General features: G+C 30.3%; 18 protein-coding genes. 15 read left to right on the top strand and 3 right to left on the bottom strand.

From position 1 onward, the window contains the following. Positions 1-103: 103 nt before the first annotated feature. Positions 104-2125, bottom strand: a complete 2022-nt coding sequence (locus XJ44_RS07355; RefSeq protein ID WP_077198568.1) for a S8 family serine peptidase — start codon at positions 2123-2125, stop codon at positions 104-106. Between the two features lie 18 nt (positions 2126-2143). Further along, on the bottom strand, positions 2144-3751 hold the full coding sequence (locus XJ44_RS07350) for a hypothetical protein (RefSeq protein WP_077198567.1): 1608 nt from the start codon (positions 3749-3751) through the stop codon (positions 2144-2146). Between the two features lie 114 nt (positions 3752-3865). Here XJ44_RS07350 and XJ44_RS07345 point away from each other — a divergent pair, with 114 nt between their 5' ends. The 7 genes from XJ44_RS07345 to XJ44_RS07315 are packed head-to-tail and all read left to right on the top strand — an operon-like array spanning position 3866 to position 9285. Next, positions 3866-5995, top strand: a complete 2130-nt coding sequence (locus tag XJ44_RS07345; protein WP_077198566.1) for a RelA/SpoT family protein — start codon at positions 3866-3868, stop codon at positions 5993-5995. Continuing rightward, positions 5992-6441, top strand: coding sequence for a D-aminoacyl-tRNA deacylase (gene dtd / locus XJ44_RS07340; protein WP_077198565.1), 450 nt, complete (start codon positions 5992-5994; stop codon positions 6439-6441). Before XJ44_RS07345 ends, dtd begins: the two co-directional genes overlap by 4 nt. Next, positions 6441-7232, top strand: coding sequence for an epoxyqueuosine reductase QueH (locus XJ44_RS07335; protein WP_077198564.1), 792 nt, complete (start codon positions 6441-6443; stop codon positions 7230-7232). Before dtd ends, XJ44_RS07335 begins: the two co-directional genes overlap by 1 nt. Next, complete coding sequence (locus XJ44_RS07330; RefSeq protein ID WP_084758785.1) at positions 7232-7639, top strand: ATP-binding protein; 408 nt, start codon at positions 7232-7234, stop codon at positions 7637-7639. Before XJ44_RS07335 ends, XJ44_RS07330 begins: the two co-directional genes overlap by 1 nt. Before the next feature lie 9 nt (positions 7640-7648). Further along, positions 7649-7990 (top strand): divergent PAP2 family protein, encoded by a 342-nt coding sequence (locus XJ44_RS07325; protein ID WP_077198562.1) that lies wholly within the window; start codon positions 7649-7651, stop codon positions 7988-7990. Between the two features lie 10 nt (positions 7991-8000). Next, complete coding sequence (locus XJ44_RS07320) at positions 8001-8537, top strand: transglycosylase SLT domain-containing protein (protein ID WP_077198561.1); 537 nt, start codon at positions 8001-8003, stop codon at positions 8535-8537. Continuing rightward, a complete protein-coding gene (locus XJ44_RS07315; RefSeq protein WP_077198560.1) occupies positions 8521-9285 on the top strand; it encodes an ABC transporter ATP-binding protein in 765 nt (254 codons plus the stop codon). Before XJ44_RS07320 ends, XJ44_RS07315 begins: the two co-directional genes overlap by 17 nt. On the opposite strand, the gene XJ44_RS07310 is transcribed toward XJ44_RS07315, so the two are convergent. Further along, entirely contained in the window at positions 9275-10246 is a 972-nt protein-coding gene (locus XJ44_RS07310) for a polysaccharide pyruvyl transferase family protein (RefSeq protein ID WP_233119538.1), read from the bottom strand. The genes XJ44_RS07315 and XJ44_RS07310 overlap by 11 nt on opposite strands. 62 nt (positions 10247-10308) lie before the next feature. On the opposite strand from XJ44_RS07310, the gene XJ44_RS07305 reads away from it, so the two are divergent. From XJ44_RS07305 to XJ44_RS07270, 8 genes are read left to right on the top strand one after another with little or no spacing between them, the layout of a single operon-like run. Further along, positions 10309-11049, top strand: coding sequence for an MBL fold metallo-hydrolase (locus XJ44_RS07305; protein WP_077198558.1), 741 nt, complete (start codon positions 10309-10311; stop codon positions 11047-11049). 49 nt (positions 11050-11098) lie between these two features. Then, positions 11099-11893, top strand: a complete 795-nt coding sequence (gene panB, locus XJ44_RS07300) for a 3-methyl-2-oxobutanoate hydroxymethyltransferase (RefSeq protein WP_077198557.1) — start codon at positions 11099-11101, stop codon at positions 11891-11893. 1 nt (position 11894) lies between these two features. Then, complete coding sequence (gene coaBC / locus XJ44_RS07295; RefSeq protein ID WP_077198556.1) at positions 11895-13067, top strand: bifunctional phosphopantothenoylcysteine decarboxylase/phosphopantothenate--cysteine ligase CoaBC; 1173 nt, start codon at positions 11895-11897, stop codon at positions 13065-13067. Further along, positions 13042-13968: a hypothetical protein gene (locus tag XJ44_RS07290; RefSeq protein ID WP_233119537.1), complete on the top strand. Its 927-nt coding sequence runs from the start codon at positions 13042-13044 to the stop codon at positions 13966-13968. The genes coaBC and XJ44_RS07290 overlap by 26 nt, the downstream gene beginning before the upstream one ends. 15 nt (positions 13969-13983) lie before the next feature. After that, positions 13984-14586, top strand: a complete 603-nt coding sequence (locus XJ44_RS07285; RefSeq protein ID WP_075666322.1) for a CBS domain-containing protein — start codon at positions 13984-13986, stop codon at positions 14584-14586. Beyond that, on the top strand, positions 14586-15236 hold the full coding sequence (locus tag XJ44_RS07280; protein ID WP_077198554.1) for a segregation and condensation protein A: 651 nt from the start codon (positions 14586-14588) through the stop codon (positions 15234-15236). The genes XJ44_RS07285 and XJ44_RS07280 overlap by 1 nt, the downstream gene beginning before the upstream one ends. 1 nt (position 15237) lies before the next feature. Beyond that, positions 15238-15780: an SMC-Scp complex subunit ScpB gene (scpB, locus tag XJ44_RS07275; protein WP_077198553.1), complete on the top strand. Its 543-nt coding sequence runs from the start codon at positions 15238-15240 to the stop codon at positions 15778-15780. Then, complete coding sequence (locus XJ44_RS07270) at positions 15731-16756, top strand: AAA family ATPase (protein ID WP_077198552.1); 1026 nt, start codon at positions 15731-15733, stop codon at positions 16754-16756. The genes scpB and XJ44_RS07270 overlap by 50 nt, the downstream gene beginning before the upstream one ends. Positions 16757-16874: the final 118 nt, after the last annotated feature.

The following is a 16874-nucleotide window of genomic DNA, read 5'->3' as shown; positions in this document are numbered from 1 at the left end:
GTTCCATTCGTTTCATTTATCTATAACTTAAATATTTATAAAAAAATATTTATAAAAAAACCCTCCCGACTGAAAACGGGAGGGAATTTTTACCATTAATTTATCAGTTGCTACCAAATAATAACCACCAACGCTTTGCTCCACCTAATTCATCTACCGTGGCAAGCGTAGCATCTGTTGATTCAAATGTACCGTATACTGGGATTTCATAACCATTCAAAGTTACCGTTCCATTGACTGTGCAAGTTGCACCAACATTTGATCTTTCAATCCTTATCAGTGCTAAACCAGCAATGTTTGAACAATTATATTCATTTCCAGGAATAAACTCTTCTTCACTATAAGAAACTCTTTTTCCCAAAACAATCTCATGCAATGCAGAATCAACTGTCACCGTTGCCTGTCCCAAACTCACCGATGGTGCATCAAATTTAAACTTGAAAGTTGAAGTAAAAGTAAATTTTTGAGTTGTGTTTGTTGATAAATTCAATATTTTAGAAACTTGCCTTTCTTCTTCTCTACGTGTTGCATAACTTCCAAGATATCCACCATTATAGCTTCTATCGCTTGAATCGGGACCACCTGCTATTATTTCATACTTTCCTGCATCAATATTTGAAAAGTGAGCAATTCCATATGAATCTGTCTTTGCAAAATAATCTCCACCAAAACCTTCAAGTCTTTTTAATGTAACAAAAACTCCGGAAATTCCATTATTTTGAGAATTAACCACTTTCACATCAAATGATTCAATTCCTCCACTTGTTGGTAATTCCATACCAATTGAATTTTTTGTATTAATAAGTCCATAACCTGATGAATGATCAAAACCTGCTTCATCTATATCAACAGCACCTTCTTCTATAAGCTTTCTTATCTGCCATACTTTTGCATTTGGATATTTTTGTTTTAATAATGCAACAACACCAGATACATGTGGACAGGCCATTGACGTTCCCTGATAAACATCGTACAATCCGCCCTCTGAATCTTCAAAACTGTGACCTTCATAACCTTTAGATGTACTCAATGGAACTGTCGACAAAATTGAGACGCCCGGTGCTCCAACTGTTATTGCATCACTTCTATTTGAGAACCACGTTGTCCTATAGTTCCCACCATTATACTCTACTGCTGCAACTTGTATAATTCCTGGATATCCACTTGGATAATGCACATGTTGATCCGTATGATCATTACCAGCGGATACAGTTACAACTACATTGTTATCCAAAGCATAATCATATGCAGCCTTAAGTGTATAACTGTATCCCCAACCTCCCCAAGAATTTTGTAAAATATCCGCACCATGATCAACTGCCCAAATAATTCCTTCTGCAGCTTCGTCATCACCAATATACTTACCATCCGCACCATCAAAAATTACTATTGGCATTATCTTTGCCTCTGGGGCTACTCCAACGATTCCAAGAGAGTTTTCCGATGCTGCAATCGTTCCAGCAACGTGAGTACCATGAGCTCCACCAAATGATGAATCTGTTCCAGCGGAAAGCATTTCATTAGTAAGTGGTCTATAACCTTCAATAACCTGTCCTTGAAGGTCTGGATGTGTACCATCAACACCACTATCTATAACTGCAACAACTATACCATTTCCTTTATATCCCGCATCCCATGCTGCTTTTACATTTATTGCTTCAAGACCCCAAAGGTACTTTGAAAATTCCTCTTCTCCTCTTTCTGAAAACATGGAATCTCCATTTGATTTTATCATTAAATGTTCATCAGAAACAGGTTTAGGATCAATTATCCATCTTTTGTAACTTGGCTCAACAAATTTCAATCCCTTTAAATTTAATTTCACAATCTTTTCATATGCATCTTTTACCGTACCATCAAATTTAATTGAAACAACTTTAATTTGTGGCAAATCAACAGAAATTTTACCATTCAACGCCTCTACTACTTTTTCTACATCTTCTCTATTTTCATATCCAACCAATACTTTTCCTTGTTCGTGTTCTTCCTCTAAACTGCCAAATTTTACATTGTTTACATTATTATTCTCCGGATTACTTACTATACCACTATTTAATCCACAGGAAGAAAATATCAAAAATACTATCAAAATAAGTGGAAAAATAAATTTTAAACTTTTTCTCATCTCTTTCTACCCCCTTTCTTAATTTTCACCCGTTGTAAATGTATTATATATTTCTGCTTCAATCTTAAATGGATCAAATATCTTGCCTAAATCAGCATAAATTGAATATGCTTCAGAATCTTCATCGCTTACCACTGCTACTGCAAGTTCATTTCCCCACTCATATGTTTTATTTTTTTGCAAAGTAACATATGGATACCACGTCTTTGCCGCATAATCCACCCACCGTAATCCTAAAGGAGGATTACTAAACTCAATTTCAATAGACGTTGCTGTAGTAATCAAAAAATTATAGTTCGGATATCCAGATTTACTTAAAGAATAATATCCAGAATCATTCACGGTGTTATCGTATAACCAAATATCAAAGTAATAAACAGGTGTCCCTTCTTTTGACTCTACAGGATTTACTATTTCCCAAGAAAATATTGGATTAGTTGATACGTTTGTCGCACCATCAACAGGTGAAATGTATTTTATACCAAAAATATCCAAAGGAACAACAGAACCTAACAATGTTGGAGTTGCAACATAATCTCCATATTTTGCGCCTACTTTATACCAAACTTCTTTTCCAACTTCAAGTCTTGGAGATTTGTCTCTATAGTAATTGTATCCCTCTGGAACAGTTGCTATTTCCTCAAAGCTTTCACCATCAAAACTTCTATATACAACATATGCATCAGGTTGATCTGTTGTAGAAGATGCACTTGACTGCTCCCAAGAAATCCATTTTACTTCTACCCAAAGATTTGTATCTTTTTCAGGAGCTGCTTGTGGCTTTCTCAATGTAATATCTGCCTTTTTATTTATCTTATCTGAACCACCATAAAACGCTATTCCACCTCTTCTGGTATACGCGAAAATCCTTGCACCATCTTTATATTCGACTTGATAATAGTTATCTACACTTTTTCCCTTTCTATGGATATTTAGATAATATACATTTACAACTAAATTTTCATTTTGATCAAACGCAGCAACATATAATGGTACCAATCCGTCAAATCCAACTGTTGAAATACTACCTTCAGCTGGTGAGCCATAATTAATATCCCTTGGATTTGTAAAAAATCCAGAACCTGGAACACTTCCTAATTTTACATAGATGTATTTTTCTTTATACTCATTGCTTTCAACGGTTACTTTGTAATATAAAGTATCCGTTGAAACATCCAGTACATTATCTACAAACGATAAATTTTTACTCATTGCACTATCTCCATACAGCTCTAAATTAACAGTTAGAGGTTCTAAAACATTTGTTTTACCAAAAGAACTTACCCTAAGTTGTGTTTCAAAAATATTTTCTTTTCCCTTTTCCAATTTAAGGTTGTTTATCCTAGTAACAGAATGTCCATCTTTAGTAACTATTAAGTCAACATAGATAATATCGCGATTTGTTGGTAAATTAATTAACGCCTCTCCCTTTTCATTGGTATAAATATCTAACTTTTCAATTCCATTATGTAGCAGACTGATTTTAGCATCAGAAACCGCCGCCCCACTGTTATAATCAGTAACATATACTTTCAAAGTAACAGGTGTGGTATCAACTAAAAAACAACCGCTTAGTAATAACAAAAGTAAAACTGAAACAACCGAAAACAAGAACACCTTTTTCACCTTGACCCCTCCCTTTTTTTAAGATATGCTTAAGAAAATAATCATCACACGAATTATAACATATTTTTACAAAAATATGTTAAAATTATTTCCAAAGAGTGAGGAGTGATTAAATTGAGTAAATATGAAGATTTTATAAAAACTTTGGAAACGCTTCTAAAGAAAGAATTAAACAATCTAGAAAAGGAAAAAATAAAAAAAGCCATAAAAATGGCAGAATATGCTCATGAAGGATTCTTTAGAAAATCAGGAGAACCTTTTATTACACATCCCTTAGAAGTTTCAAAAATTCTAGCCTCTTTGGGACTTGATGTCGAAACTATAATTTCAGGTATATTACACGATGTAGTTGAAGATAGTGAAGGAAAAGTTACACTCGATGACATAAAAAATGAATTTGGTGAAAAAGTGGCTTTAATAGTTGATGGTGTTACTAAAGTAAGCAAAATAAATGCACCTGTTGGGAATATAGAACAAAAGAAAAAAAGTGAAACAATACAAAAAATGTTATTTGCCATGGCAGAAGATGTCAGGGTTATTTTTGTAAAACTTGCAGATAGGTTGCACAATATGAGAACTATACAATTTGTTAAAAATGAAGATAAAAAAAAGTATAAAGCTCTTGAAACACTTGAAGTGTATGCCCCAATTGCTCACAAATTGGGGATCCATATTATAAAATGGGAACTAGAAGACCTATCTTTTAAAGTACTACGTCCTAAAGAATACTACAAAATAAAGGAACTTGTCTCTGAAAAAAAGAAAGAACGTGAAGAAAGAACTAATGAATATGTAAACCAATTAAAATTAGCACTAAAAGAACACAACATTAATGCAAAAGTGGAAGGAAGGTATAAACACTATTACAGTATCTGGAAGAAAATGATAGAAAAAAAGAAAAAATTTGAAGAAATTTACGACTTAATCGGTATAAGAGCAATTGTTGATAATATAAAATTTTGTTATTCTGCATTAGGAGTTGTACATCAAATATGGGTCCCTTTGCCCGGGAGATTTAAAGATTACATAGCAGCACCTAAATCAAACGGTTATAAATCAATACACACAACAGTTATAACTCAGTATGGTGAACCACTTGAAATTCAAATAAGGGATATACAAATGCACAACGAAGCAGAATATGGACTTATCGCACATTGGATATATAAAGAAAAAGATGTAAACTTAAAGCAAAAGTGGCTTATTCAATTACTAGACTGGCGGAAAGAGTTATTACAAGGAAATACTAATCTTTCCGAACTGAAAAATGAACTACAATTAGAAGAAGTTTTTGTTTTAACACCAAAAGGTGAAATAATTCATATGCCATTTGGATCAACTGTAATAGATTTTGCATACGCAATTCACACAGAAATCGGACACCACTTTTCTGGTGCAAAAGTAAACGGAAAAATCGTTCCAATTGATTACAAATTAAAAAACGGAGATGTTATTGAAATACTCGTTAATAAATCAAGTAAAGGACCAAGTCTTAACTGGATAAAATATGCAAAAAGTCCTCGAACAAAAGCAAAAATAAGAAGATTCTTTAGAGAAAAAGAAAAGGAAAAACTAATTGATTCAGGGAAAGACGTAATCAGAAAAATTTCAAAGAGATTAAACATTTCAATTGAAAAATTCTTCGAACTTGAAAAAATCCAAAATTTTTTAAAAAGTCATAATTTAAGTGTAGAAGAATTCTACTCTAGAATTGGTGAAGGAAGTATTACATTCAATGATATCCTGACTATTATCGAGAAAAAAAAAGAAAAACAGCAAAAGAAAAAATCAAATAAAAAAAAGTCAAGTCCCCAAAATATAGTAATAATTGATGGAATATCAAATCTAGATGTCCATATTGCAAAATGTTGTATGCCTGTACCAGGTGATAACATAGTTGGTGTTGCAAGCAGAAGAGGTATAACTGTACATAGAATTAATTGTAAAAACATACGTCACATTGATGAAGATAGAATCTTTGAAGCTAAATGGGGGACAACAAATGAAAATGGATTTACAACAATTCTCGAGATTGAATTTGATAAAACAGAAAGACTCCCAGAAATTATGAATCTCTTAATTTCAAACAAAATTAATGTTACAAGCTTCAAACTAAATGAATCAAAAAATTGGAACACTATCTTTGCAAATATAACAATTGTGGTAAAATCTTTAAGTGAGCTTTACTCAGTAATAAATGATTTAGAAAAAAAAGCGGGGATATTGAAGGTGAGAAGAAGATGAGAGCGGTAATACAAAGAGTAAATAATGCAAGTGTAGAAGTAGAAAGTAAAATAATTGGAAAAATAAAAAATGGAATATTGGTATTTGTAGGTATTGGAAAGGAAGATACAGAAAAGGATGCAGATTACTTAGTTGAAAAAATATTAAATTTGAGAATATTTGACGATAAAGAAGGAAAAATGAACCTTTCACTTTTAGATATTAAAGGTGAAATACTGATTGTTTCACAATTTACTTTGTATGGGGATTGTAGACGTGGAAGAAGACCTTCATATTCCAATTCTGCTTCTCCGCAAGATGCAGAAATTTTATACAATTATTTTGTTGAAAAGGTAAAAAAGTATAATATCAAAGTTGAAACGGGAAAATTTAAAGCAAATATGAGTGTGAAATTAGAAAACGATGGCCCTGTAACTTTACTATTAGACTCAAAGAAGGTGTTTTAATGCTACTACATGTATGTTGCGCTCCTGATCTTGTAGCAGCGTACTTTCACTGGAAAGATAAAATAAAATACATTTACTTTTTTAATCCCAACATTCATCCTAAAGAAGAATACAAAAAAAGGCTAAATGAAGTTAAAAAACTGGCAAAGCTCTGGAATTTGACATTCATTGAAAGTGATTACAACATAGAAGAATTCTTCAAAGTAATAAAAGGGTTAGAGAATCTTGGTGAAAATTCAAAAAGATGCGACAAATGTATCTATTTTAGGCTATTAAACACCGCAAAAAAAGCAAAAGAACTTAAATTAAGTTCCTTTGCAACAACTTTAACAGCTTCTAGAAAAAAAGTTTTGGAAAAAATAAACAATATTGGTAAAATAGTTGAGGAAGAGGAAAAAATTGAATATATTGAAAGCTTTTTTAGAAAAGGTAATGAATCTCATCTTGCTGCAAAATTTGTAAAAGAAAACCAAATATACAGACAAAACTATTGTGGTTGTATTTTCTCAAAAATAGAAAGCAAAAAAAGATTTGAAAAGATTTTAGAAAGATCAAAAAATAATCTTGAAAAGCTTGGTTTGAGTAATTTGGAAATATTACCAGAATCTTTTAAAATCACAAAGGAATCCAAAAGAAAAATTACAGAAAACTTCTTTGAGGTAGTAAAATCAATAAGACCCAAAATATTGATTGTAGATAGCTATATAAAGAACAAGTTCAATCTAAAAGAAGGCTGGAATAAATTTGGAAATTACAACCAAAAAGTAAAGATTATAAAGGAGAATCTATGATGGATTTTATTTCTTTAACCTTTTTCTCAAGAAGTGAAAATATAAAAATTGCAAGAAGTGTAATTCAAAACTTCTTAGCTCAAAAAGGAATAAAAGAGCAAGATATTTTTGATACAGAACTTGCTGTAAACGAAGCAATCGCCAATGTAATAGAGCACACTTACAAATTTCAAAGAGATAAAACAATAATAATGACCTTAAAATGGCTTGAACCCAATATATTGGAAGTATATCTTAGAGATTTTGGTGAAAAAGTTGATCCTGCAAAAGTAAAACCAAGAAAACTAGAAGAAATTAGACCTGGGGGATTGGGGGTATACATAATAAAAAAGATATTCAACAAAATGGAATTTAAAGATGTAGAAAATGGAAATTTGTTATACCTATTAAAAAAGTATGAAATTTAGGAGGGAAGAATGCACTTACTAGCAAACAATGCATTGTTAACAGCCTTCTTCGCATTTTTAATCGCTCAATTTTTAAAAGTTCTAATTTATAAAGATATTAAAAGTTTTGGAAGGTATGGAGGAATGCCAAGCGCACATGTTGCAACTGTATCTGCACTGGCCTGGAAGGTGGCACGTATTACTGGATATGACTCACCTAATACTGCAATAGCTGCTATTTTTCTTGCTATAATTGCATCTGATGCTGTAGGGTTAAGGAGAAAAGTTGATCCAAATAGTGGTCATACATTTATTGAAGCACTTGCAGGCTTTCTACTAGGTACTTTTTTGGCATTTATTATTCCAAAATAGGAGGGCAACAATGAAAAAATGGACTTTTGTTTTTGTGTTTTTGATATTATTTTCAATCGTATATGCTCTTCCCGGTGAATGGTTTAGAAATTTTGTAAAAGAATACAGAAGAGCATATGGTTTACCAGCAGACGATGAGTTGTTAATAAAAATAGAAGATGCAATATTAGATGCTTCAAAGGAAACAGGGCTTGATCCACTTCTAATAACTTCTGTCATAATAGTTGAAAGTGAATTCAGAAATGTGATAGGACTTTACGGGGAACTTGGAATGATGCAGATAAAACCTGAAACGGCGGATTTTGTTGCAAATTATTATAACCTAAAAAAACCTAAAGAAGGCTGGACAAGAATATTGTGGGATTTTAAATTAAATATAAAAATAGGAAGTTATTATTTAAAGTACCTTTACGATAAATTTGGAAACATTCAAGAAGCTGTAAAACACTACAACGGTGGTATTTACAAAGAACAATATGCTGAAAGAATATTAGAAAAATACCAACAAATGTTAAAGGTGGCAAGTGTATATGAAAACAATTCTTGAGACAAAAAATATTTGTTTTGAATATGAAAATTTCAAATTAAAAAACATAAATATCTCTTTAAAACATGGAGATTTTGTGGGAATAATAGGGCCAAATGGTAGCGGAAAATCTACTACCTTAAAATTAATTACAAAATTAATAAAGCCAAAATCTGGGAAAGTATTTATTTTTGGAAAAAACTTGGAAAAGGCCTCACGCTCTTTTATAGCTTCAAAAGTATCTTTCGTAAGGCAAGAATTTAACCCTACTTTTGAATTCAAAGTCAAGGATATTATCGAGCTTGGAGCTATACATATAAAAAAAAGTTTTTTTAACACCGTTAATGATTCATCAAAAATAAAAAAATGTCTAGCTATGGTAGAATTAACAGGATATGAAAACAGATACTTCTCCACATTAAGTGGTGGAGAGCAACGTAGAGTTTTAATAGCAAGAAGTTTGTTTCAAGAAACCCCTATAATAATTGTAGATGAACTTACTGCTCATTTGGATATTTCGCATGCAATTCAAATTGTAGAAATTTTAAAGAAACTTACAGAATCAGGAAAAAGTATTTTAGCCGCATTCCATAACATTAATATTGCCTCAAAATATTGTAATTACCTCTATGCATTAAAAGATGGGGAATTAATATTTCAAGGCACGCCCAAAGATGTTATTAACAAAGAAAATATTAAAAAGTTATACAATAAGGAATTTTACATACTAAATCATCCAGTATATAATTATCCTGTAGTTACCGTATAATATTCAAAAGAAGTTTTTCAAGCATTCTATACATTTGAACACATTCTTCTTTCATCTTTTTACTAATATTTGGAGGTTGAATATCTTTTAACTTTAAGGCAACTTCAAATAAGTTGTTCGCAAAGTATGTATCGTTATTTTCATATTTTGAAAAAAATCTTCTAAATTTTTCATCTTTAATTGAAACAAATGGTTTTCCATAGAAAGCCGCAATCAAAGAACCGTGAAACCTTTCAGAGATCACAATACTTGAACTAAAAATCTCACTAATATCACTAGAAAAGTACATTTTTAAACCCTTAATTGAAAAATTTGAAAGTTTTTTTGCAAGATTAACATCCTCAGGAGAGAACGGAAGAAAAACTACCTCTTTTATACCTTTTCTTTTCAAATCGAATAAAATAGGTATATAACTTTTAATCTTTCTGGGAATTATTACTGCCTTCTTCTCAAATGAAAGTTCTTTATCACTCAAGCCCATTATTCCAGGGTCAGTGCAAAGATATGTGTTTTCATTAAAACACTTTGAAAATTTGTATGAAACAGGATCCCTTGCAAAAATGTACAAATTATCATTTTTTAGCAAATCTTTTAAAAGTACCCGCGAAAAATAATAATTTAAAGGGCCAAAACTATTTCCAAAAAACACAACAGGCTTTTTCAAGAGCAATGATAACTTAAAAATAGTATAGTAATAAATAAAACTCCTTAAGCTTGTCTTATCCTGTAAAATGCCACCACCACCACAAACGACCACGTCTGACTTTAAAATTGCGGAAATAACAGAAACTAAATTAAATCTATTGTAACCTCCATGTGATAATTTATCTTTTGGTAATAACTCCAAAACATTAAAGTTCTTACCTTTAAGAAATGTTTTTATACTTTTTCTCATAAGCTCATCACCAAAATTTCCAAAACCATAGTATCCTACAAGTAGTATAGTTTTTGATAAATTCAAGGAATACACCCTCCTAACAAAGAAATATTTCTATGAAAAGTATATCATATAGGAGGATAAATATGATTAAAAACATAAGCAACAAAATTTATGTTATCGAAAATGAACTTGCCGCAAATAGTACACTTATAATAGGGAAAAAAGGGAATATACTAATAGATACTTCACTTTTCCCAAAAAAAGCAATGAAAATAAAGCAATTTTCAAAAGATATTTCTGGAAAGGACATCTCTTTGGTTATAAACACACACTATCATCCTGACCATACTTTTGGAAACTCTGCATTTGATTGTCCCATTGTTTCACATAAATTGACAAGGGAATTTATGAAACAAATGGACGAAAACTATCTAAAACAACTTAAATTAGAAGACATTGAGATAAAACTTCCAAATGTAGTATTTGAAAATTATTTTGAATATGAAGACGGTATAAAACTTGTTATATATAGTGGTCCTGGTCATACCTTAGATTCATCTTATATACACATTGAATCAGAAAATATCATAATTGCAGGAGATACAATAATTACAGACATTCATCCAGAAATAGTTCCAGATAGCGATCTAGAACTTTGGATAAATACACTTGAAAATATGCCCAAAGTTTCAAACATAATTCCAGGACATGGAAAAATTGGAAATAAAGAAGATATCGATAAAATGATTGACTATTTAGAGAAAATAAAACAAATGAAATCTGGAAATATAAACGCCTACAAATTAGAAAATGATCCGAATTTCAAAAATCGGAAACATCCAGAATTACTAAAATGGAGTTTAGAAAATCTCCTTCCCTCTTAAAAAAGAGGGTTTTTTTATGCTAAAATTGTAACAAGAAGGGGTGAAAAATATGAACATCCAAAGATTAATAAACATGAAAGGCAAAGAAAAAATAGTAATGGTAACAGCTTATGATACACCATCTGCTAAAATTGCCGAAAAAGCAGGTGTAGATATAATTTTGGTAGGAGATTCACTTGGAAATAATGTACTCGGATACAATTCAACTATTCCTGTAACAATGGATGAAATAATTATACATCTCAAAGCAGTAAAAAGGGGAGCTCCAAATTCTTTTATAGTTGCAGATATGCCATTCCTTTCATATGGTTGTAGCTTAGAAGAATCCATTAAAAACGCAGGATTACTGATTAAAAATGGAGCAAATGCAGTTAAAATCGAAGGTGGGAAAATCCACTGCAATTTAATAAGAAAATGCATAAATATTGGCATCCCAGTTATGGGACACTTAGGATTTACCCCTCAATCGTTAAATATTTTTGGTGGATATAAAGTTCAAGGGAAAGAACAAAGTTCCAAAGAAATAATACTTGAAAACGCAGTACAATTAGAAAAATGTGGGGTATTTTCAATAGTTCTTGAAATGCTAACGGAAGATGTTTCAAAACAAATAACAGAAAAACTCTCTATTCCCACAATTGGCATAGGTGCAGGTAGATTTTGTGATGGACAAGTTTTGGTATTTCATGATATAGTTGGACTAAATCCGGAATTTAAACCAAAATTTTCAAAACAATATGCCAACACATTTACTATAATGCTAGATGCACTAAATGCATACAAAGAAGATGTGAAAACAAATAAATTTCCAGAAGAAAAACATATCTTCAAAGGAGGAAAATAAAATGCCACATATACTTTTAGGCGTGTCAAGTGGTATAGCAATATACAAAACTGTCGACTTAGTCAGTAAATTAAGAAAAGAAAATTTTGAAATAGATGTAATAATGAGTGAAAACACAACAAAACTTATATCACCTTCTGTTTTCTCCGCAGTTGGAAATTGTAACGTATACACCGATACATATCAAATAAATGGAGGATATATAATACACACAGAACTTTCCAAAAAAACAGATATCTTTTTACTTGCTCCTGCAACTGCAAATACAATTGCAAAAATTGCAAACGGTTTTGGTGATAATCTTTTAACAACAACGGCAATAGCACTTCCAAATAATACGCCTAAAGTGTTTGTTCCAACGATGAATACTAGGATGTATGAAAATAAAATCACACTAGAAAACATACAAAAACTAAAAAAAATTGGCTGGTATTTAGTGGAACCAGAAACAGGTCACCTTGCCTGTGGAGATGTGGGAAAAGGAAGATACCCAGAAAATTCCAAAATAATTGAAATGTTGAAAATCATATTAGAAGAAAAAAAATTAAACGGCAAAAAAATTTTAATTACTGCTGGCCCAACCCAAGAAAGTATAGATCCTATAAGATACATAACCAACCATTCTAGCGGAAAAATGGGATATGCACTTACTAAAATTTCAAAAAGAATGGGGGCATATGTAACACTAATCTCAGGACCTACAAACATTGAAAAACCATACTTTATAGATGAATACATAGAAATTAGAACGGCAGATGAAATGTACAATGAAGTTGTTAAACGTTTTAAAAACTTTGACATTGTAATAATGACTGCTGCAGTTGCAGATTACACACCTGTTAGAAAGGAAGATAAAAAAATTAAAAAAGCTAATGAATCATTAATACTAGAACTTAAAAGAACAAAAGATATTTTAAAAGAAATTTCTAGACAAAGACTTAAAAACCAAGTAATTGTAGGATTTGCAGCAGAAACGGAAAATATAATAGAATACGGAAAAGAAAAGTTAGAAAAAAAACAAGTTAATTACATAATAGCAAATAACGCTTCTAAAGTAATGGGAAGCAATTACTCTGAAGTATTTTTAATTTCAAAAACACAAGTTTTAAAATTTGAAGGGAGTAAAGAATACGTTGCAAAAAAAATACTTGATACTATATCTTCTAATATTTAACGTGTTAATTTTTTCAATTTCTCAACACTTGGGAGTAAAATACATCTTTAGGAATACACAATTTGACAAATACTTAATATTAACAAGTTCAACTCAAAGAACAGTTATTGTGTATAACATGGAAACAGAAAAAATAGAATATTACTTCACCAATGTGGGAATTTTTCCTGCAATATCTTATCTTGATAAAAACTTACTGTTGATTATTGATACAGTAGGGACAAAATTAATTTCCCTAAACTTAAAAACACACGAAAAAAATTTAAAACACCTTGAAAAAAAACCTATCTTCTATCAGAGAGATAAAGATAAAGTTTACATTTTGGATACAGATGGAAATTTGTATGGATATAGTTTCACGTTACACCTGGAATATTACTACAAATTCCTGTCAGCTCCAAATTATTTCTACATATATAAGAACTATCCTTTAGGACTTTTCATCTGGAAAAAAGAAGTGGATTTAGAATACAAAAAAAAATTGTATAATTTCAATTTAATTACCCCTTCTTTTCTTGTAGAAGATTACGTCGTAGACACACGTGGTGGTAACATATTATACTTGGTTAACTTCAAAAATTACAAAACATCTCCTTATATTTCATTTGTATTAAATTGGAATAAAAAAATTTACTTTGGTTCAATGTTTAGTAATGAAATTTACACCATTAAAAATGATAAAATAGAGTTATGGAAAAAGTTACAATATACGCCAACAAATGCAAAAGTGATAAACAACAAATTGTATATACTTTCAGCACCGTATAATAAATTAATAGTATTTAATTCTAACGGCAACACAAAAGAATTTAAAACTGACAAATATCCTATCGACATATTTTCTTACAAAAATAAAGTATTTGTTATATGTGCTGAAAATGGGGTAATTAATATATTCTAAAAGGAGGTTGTATTTATGAATGTAAAAAAATGGTTACTTACACATTTTCCTTCATTGAAAAAAAATGAAACAATCGGTAATGCATTAAGGAAAATGAGGGACTTTTCTTGTGATTATTGTATAGTTTTAGATGAAAATGAAAAATTTGAAGGAGTAGTATACAAATCAAGCATTAGAGATTCAGAATTAGATGAGCCATTAGATATGTATATAACATTTCCAGACTTTTACGTGGTAGAAGACTCAAATGTTGAAGAAGCAGCATTAATGTTAATTGAAAACAAAGACCAAATATTACCAGTCGTCAATAACAACGCAGAAGTAATTGGTGTATTAACTGTTCAGGAGGTACTTGAGGCATTTACAGAACTCTCTGCTATGGATGAACAAGGCACAAGGATTGTACTAGAACTTGAAGACAAACCAGGTGAATTAAAAAGGGTTATTGATGTCCTTGCAAATAACAAAATGAATATACTTTCCATATTAACATTAAAGGAAAATGATAAAAGACAAGTATCTATAAAAATCCAATGCGAGGATCCAGAAACAGTTGCAAATTTACTTGAAATATACAAGATAAAATACCTTTCAATCATTGAAGAAGAAGGATTTTAATGGAATTTATCTTCAAATTTGAAGAATTTGAAGGACCTTTAGATCTAATTCTTTTTCTTATACAAAAAAAGAAATTAAGTATCAGGGAAATACCGATTTCCCAGCTTGCTGACGAATTTTATCAATATCTACAAAAAATGAAAGAATTTAATCTAAAAATAACATCTGAATTTATTGCAACTGCTGCATATCTTATGGAGCTAAAATCTAAAAGTCTACTTCCTAGAAGCTCAGAAGATAAAGAATTTATAAAATCAAAAGAAAAACTTTACTTTCAAGTCGAACAATATGCTAAATTAAAAGAAATGGTAAAAAAGATAAAAAAAGCAGAAAATGTTAGTATTAAAAATATTCCCGTATCTGTAAAAACGGTATTTCCTAAAATTAACGAGAAAAAATTACAGAAACTAATCTCTTCTATCATAAAAGAAGTGGAGTTAAAACAAAAAGTTTACAAAATAAAGAAAGAAGATATTTCTATTGAGACAGTAATGAGTCAAATTTTAAATGATACAGAAAAAAATTTAATAAATATTCTAAAAAACTCAAAAAACAAATATGAAATTATAATAAAATTTTTGGCAATTTTGGAACTTGTAAAACTCAAAAAAATAATAATAGAAGAAAACCTCTTTATAAGGAGAATTTAAAATGGATATGGAAAAAATAGCAATAGTTGAGTCATTAATTTTTGCTTCAAAAGGTATTCAAAAAGAAAAGATAATTGAAATAACACAAATAGACGAAAAAAAATTAGAAGAAATAATTAAAAATCTAGAAAAAAAATACAATCTAAACGAAGAATCAGGTATAGAATTAAGAAACATAGATGGATATATAAAATTTTTTACAAAGAAAAAATTTTCAACATATGTTGAAAAAGTGGTTAAAAGGCGTTCTTTGAGTACTCTCTCAACTTCTCAACTTGAAATTGTTATCTTTCTTGCATCAACAAAAAACGCTACCAAAAAGGAAATCGATGGAATCAGAGGAAAAGATTCAACAAACATTATAAAACAATTACTTATGAATGGCGTTATAAAAAGAAAAAAGAAGGGGAGGAAATACATTTACAGCCTTACTGAAACTTTCAAAGAAGAAACTTTTATTGAAGATCTCTTAGTCGAATTAGGAGGTGTACAATTTGACGCTGGAAGAAGCCAAAATACTATCGAAAAAAATAATGGAAAGTAACGAAATTCCACTTCTAATAGGTCATTTTGGTGTAGGAAAAACTGACATAATAAAAGAAATTGCAAAAGAAACAAACAGAAAACTAATCATACTTGTATTATCCCAAATGGAACCTGGAGATTTAATAGGACTTCCTTCAAGAGAAAATAATAAAACAGTTTTTTTGGCACCAGATTGGTGGCCTGAATACGAAAATACCATAATTTTTTTAGATGAGATAAACCGCTCTCACAGAAGCATAAGAAACGCAATAATGCAACTCTTAATTGATAAGCGTATTCACAACCATATTCTTCCAAAAGGAACATGGATAGTAGCTTCTATGAACCCGCCAGATGAAGAGTATGATCAAGTAGATTTAATAACTGATCCCGCCTTTTTATCAAGATTTTTTATCTTAGAAGTTTCACCAGATACAACTGAGTGGATCAATTGGGCAAAAAATAATCATTTACCAAATGAAATAATAGAATTTATAGAGAAAAATCCAGAATTTCTCCATACTTCAAATTATATATCTTTAAAAACTACGCTAAAACCAAGCCCTAGAAGTTGGTACAAATTAGGAAATGTTTTAAAAAATCTAACCGAGGATGAAAAAAGACAATACGGATATCAACTCGCATCTGGAATTTTAGGCCCAGAAGCTGCAAAAATCTTTATAGAGAATATCACTTCTAATATTCCTACCGCAAGAGAAATCATTATTAATGGAAAAATACCAAAGAATCTAGAATTACACGATGCAAACTCTTTAATTTTAAGAATAATTGATTTCTTGACAAATTTGACAGAAGATGAAGCAAAAAATTTAATCAACAACGTGGAAACTATTTCCAAAAATCTATTATCCGTATCTTCAATTGTACCTAAAGACGTATTTTTTAGTTTAGTTCGATTACTCAGCGAACTTTCAAATGAACCTGGCTTTAAAGGTCTAATATGTGATAAAATCCTGGAAAAAATATCTATATAACCCCTCAAAGTGAGGGGTTATTTTATAATAATTAAAAAAATACATCATTAAGTAAATACAAAATTAACAAAAAATTTTTAAAAATCCGTTTTTTTAGAACGGATTTTTTTATTTGATT

The organism is Thermosipho affectus, assembly GCF_001990485.1.
Taxonomy (GTDB): Bacteria; Thermotogota; Thermotogae; order Thermotogales; family Fervidobacteriaceae; genus Thermosipho; species Thermosipho affectus.
This window is presented reverse-complemented; position numbering and strand designations above follow the sequence as displayed.

Bases quoted from the DNA above. Each gene is read 5' to 3' on its own strand.
- dtd (WP_077198565.1), top strand. From the start codon at position 5,992: ATGAGAGCGGTAATACAAAGAGTAAATAATGCAAGTGTAGAAGTAGAA.
- coaBC (WP_077198556.1), top strand. From the start codon at position 11,895: ATGCCACATATACTTTTAGGCGTGTCAAGTGGTATAGCAATATACAAA.
- XJ44_RS07280 (WP_077198554.1), top strand. From the start codon at position 14,586: ATGGAATTTATCTTCAAATTTGAAGAATTTGAAGGACCTTTAGATCTA.
- XJ44_RS07355 (WP_077198568.1), bottom strand. From the start codon at position 2,125: ATGAGAAAAAGTTTAAAATTTATTTTTCCACTTATTTTGATAGTATTT.
- XJ44_RS07285 (WP_075666322.1), top strand. From the start codon at position 13,984: ATGAATGTAAAAAAATGGTTACTTACACATTTTCCTTCATTGAAAAAA.
- panB (WP_077198557.1), top strand. From the start codon at position 11,099: ATGAACATCCAAAGATTAATAAACATGAAAGGCAAAGAAAAAATAGTA.
- XJ44_RS07335 (WP_077198564.1), top strand. From the start codon at position 6,441: ATGCTACTACATGTATGTTGCGCTCCTGATCTTGTAGCAGCGTACTTT.
- XJ44_RS07305 (WP_077198558.1), top strand. From the start codon at position 10,309: ATGATTAAAAACATAAGCAACAAAATTTATGTTATCGAAAATGAACTT.
- XJ44_RS07320 (WP_077198561.1), top strand. From the start codon at position 8,001: ATGAAAAAATGGACTTTTGTTTTTGTGTTTTTGATATTATTTTCAATC.
- scpB (WP_077198553.1), top strand. From the start codon at position 15,238: ATGGATATGGAAAAAATAGCAATAGTTGAGTCATTAATTTTTGCTTCA.
- XJ44_RS07330 (WP_084758785.1), top strand. From the start codon at position 7,232: ATGGATTTTATTTCTTTAACCTTTTTCTCAAGAAGTGAAAATATAAAA.
- XJ44_RS07325 (WP_077198562.1), top strand. From the start codon at position 7,649: ATGCACTTACTAGCAAACAATGCATTGTTAACAGCCTTCTTCGCATTT.
- XJ44_RS07315 (WP_077198560.1), top strand. From the start codon at position 8,521: ATGAAAACAATTCTTGAGACAAAAAATATTTGTTTTGAATATGAAAAT.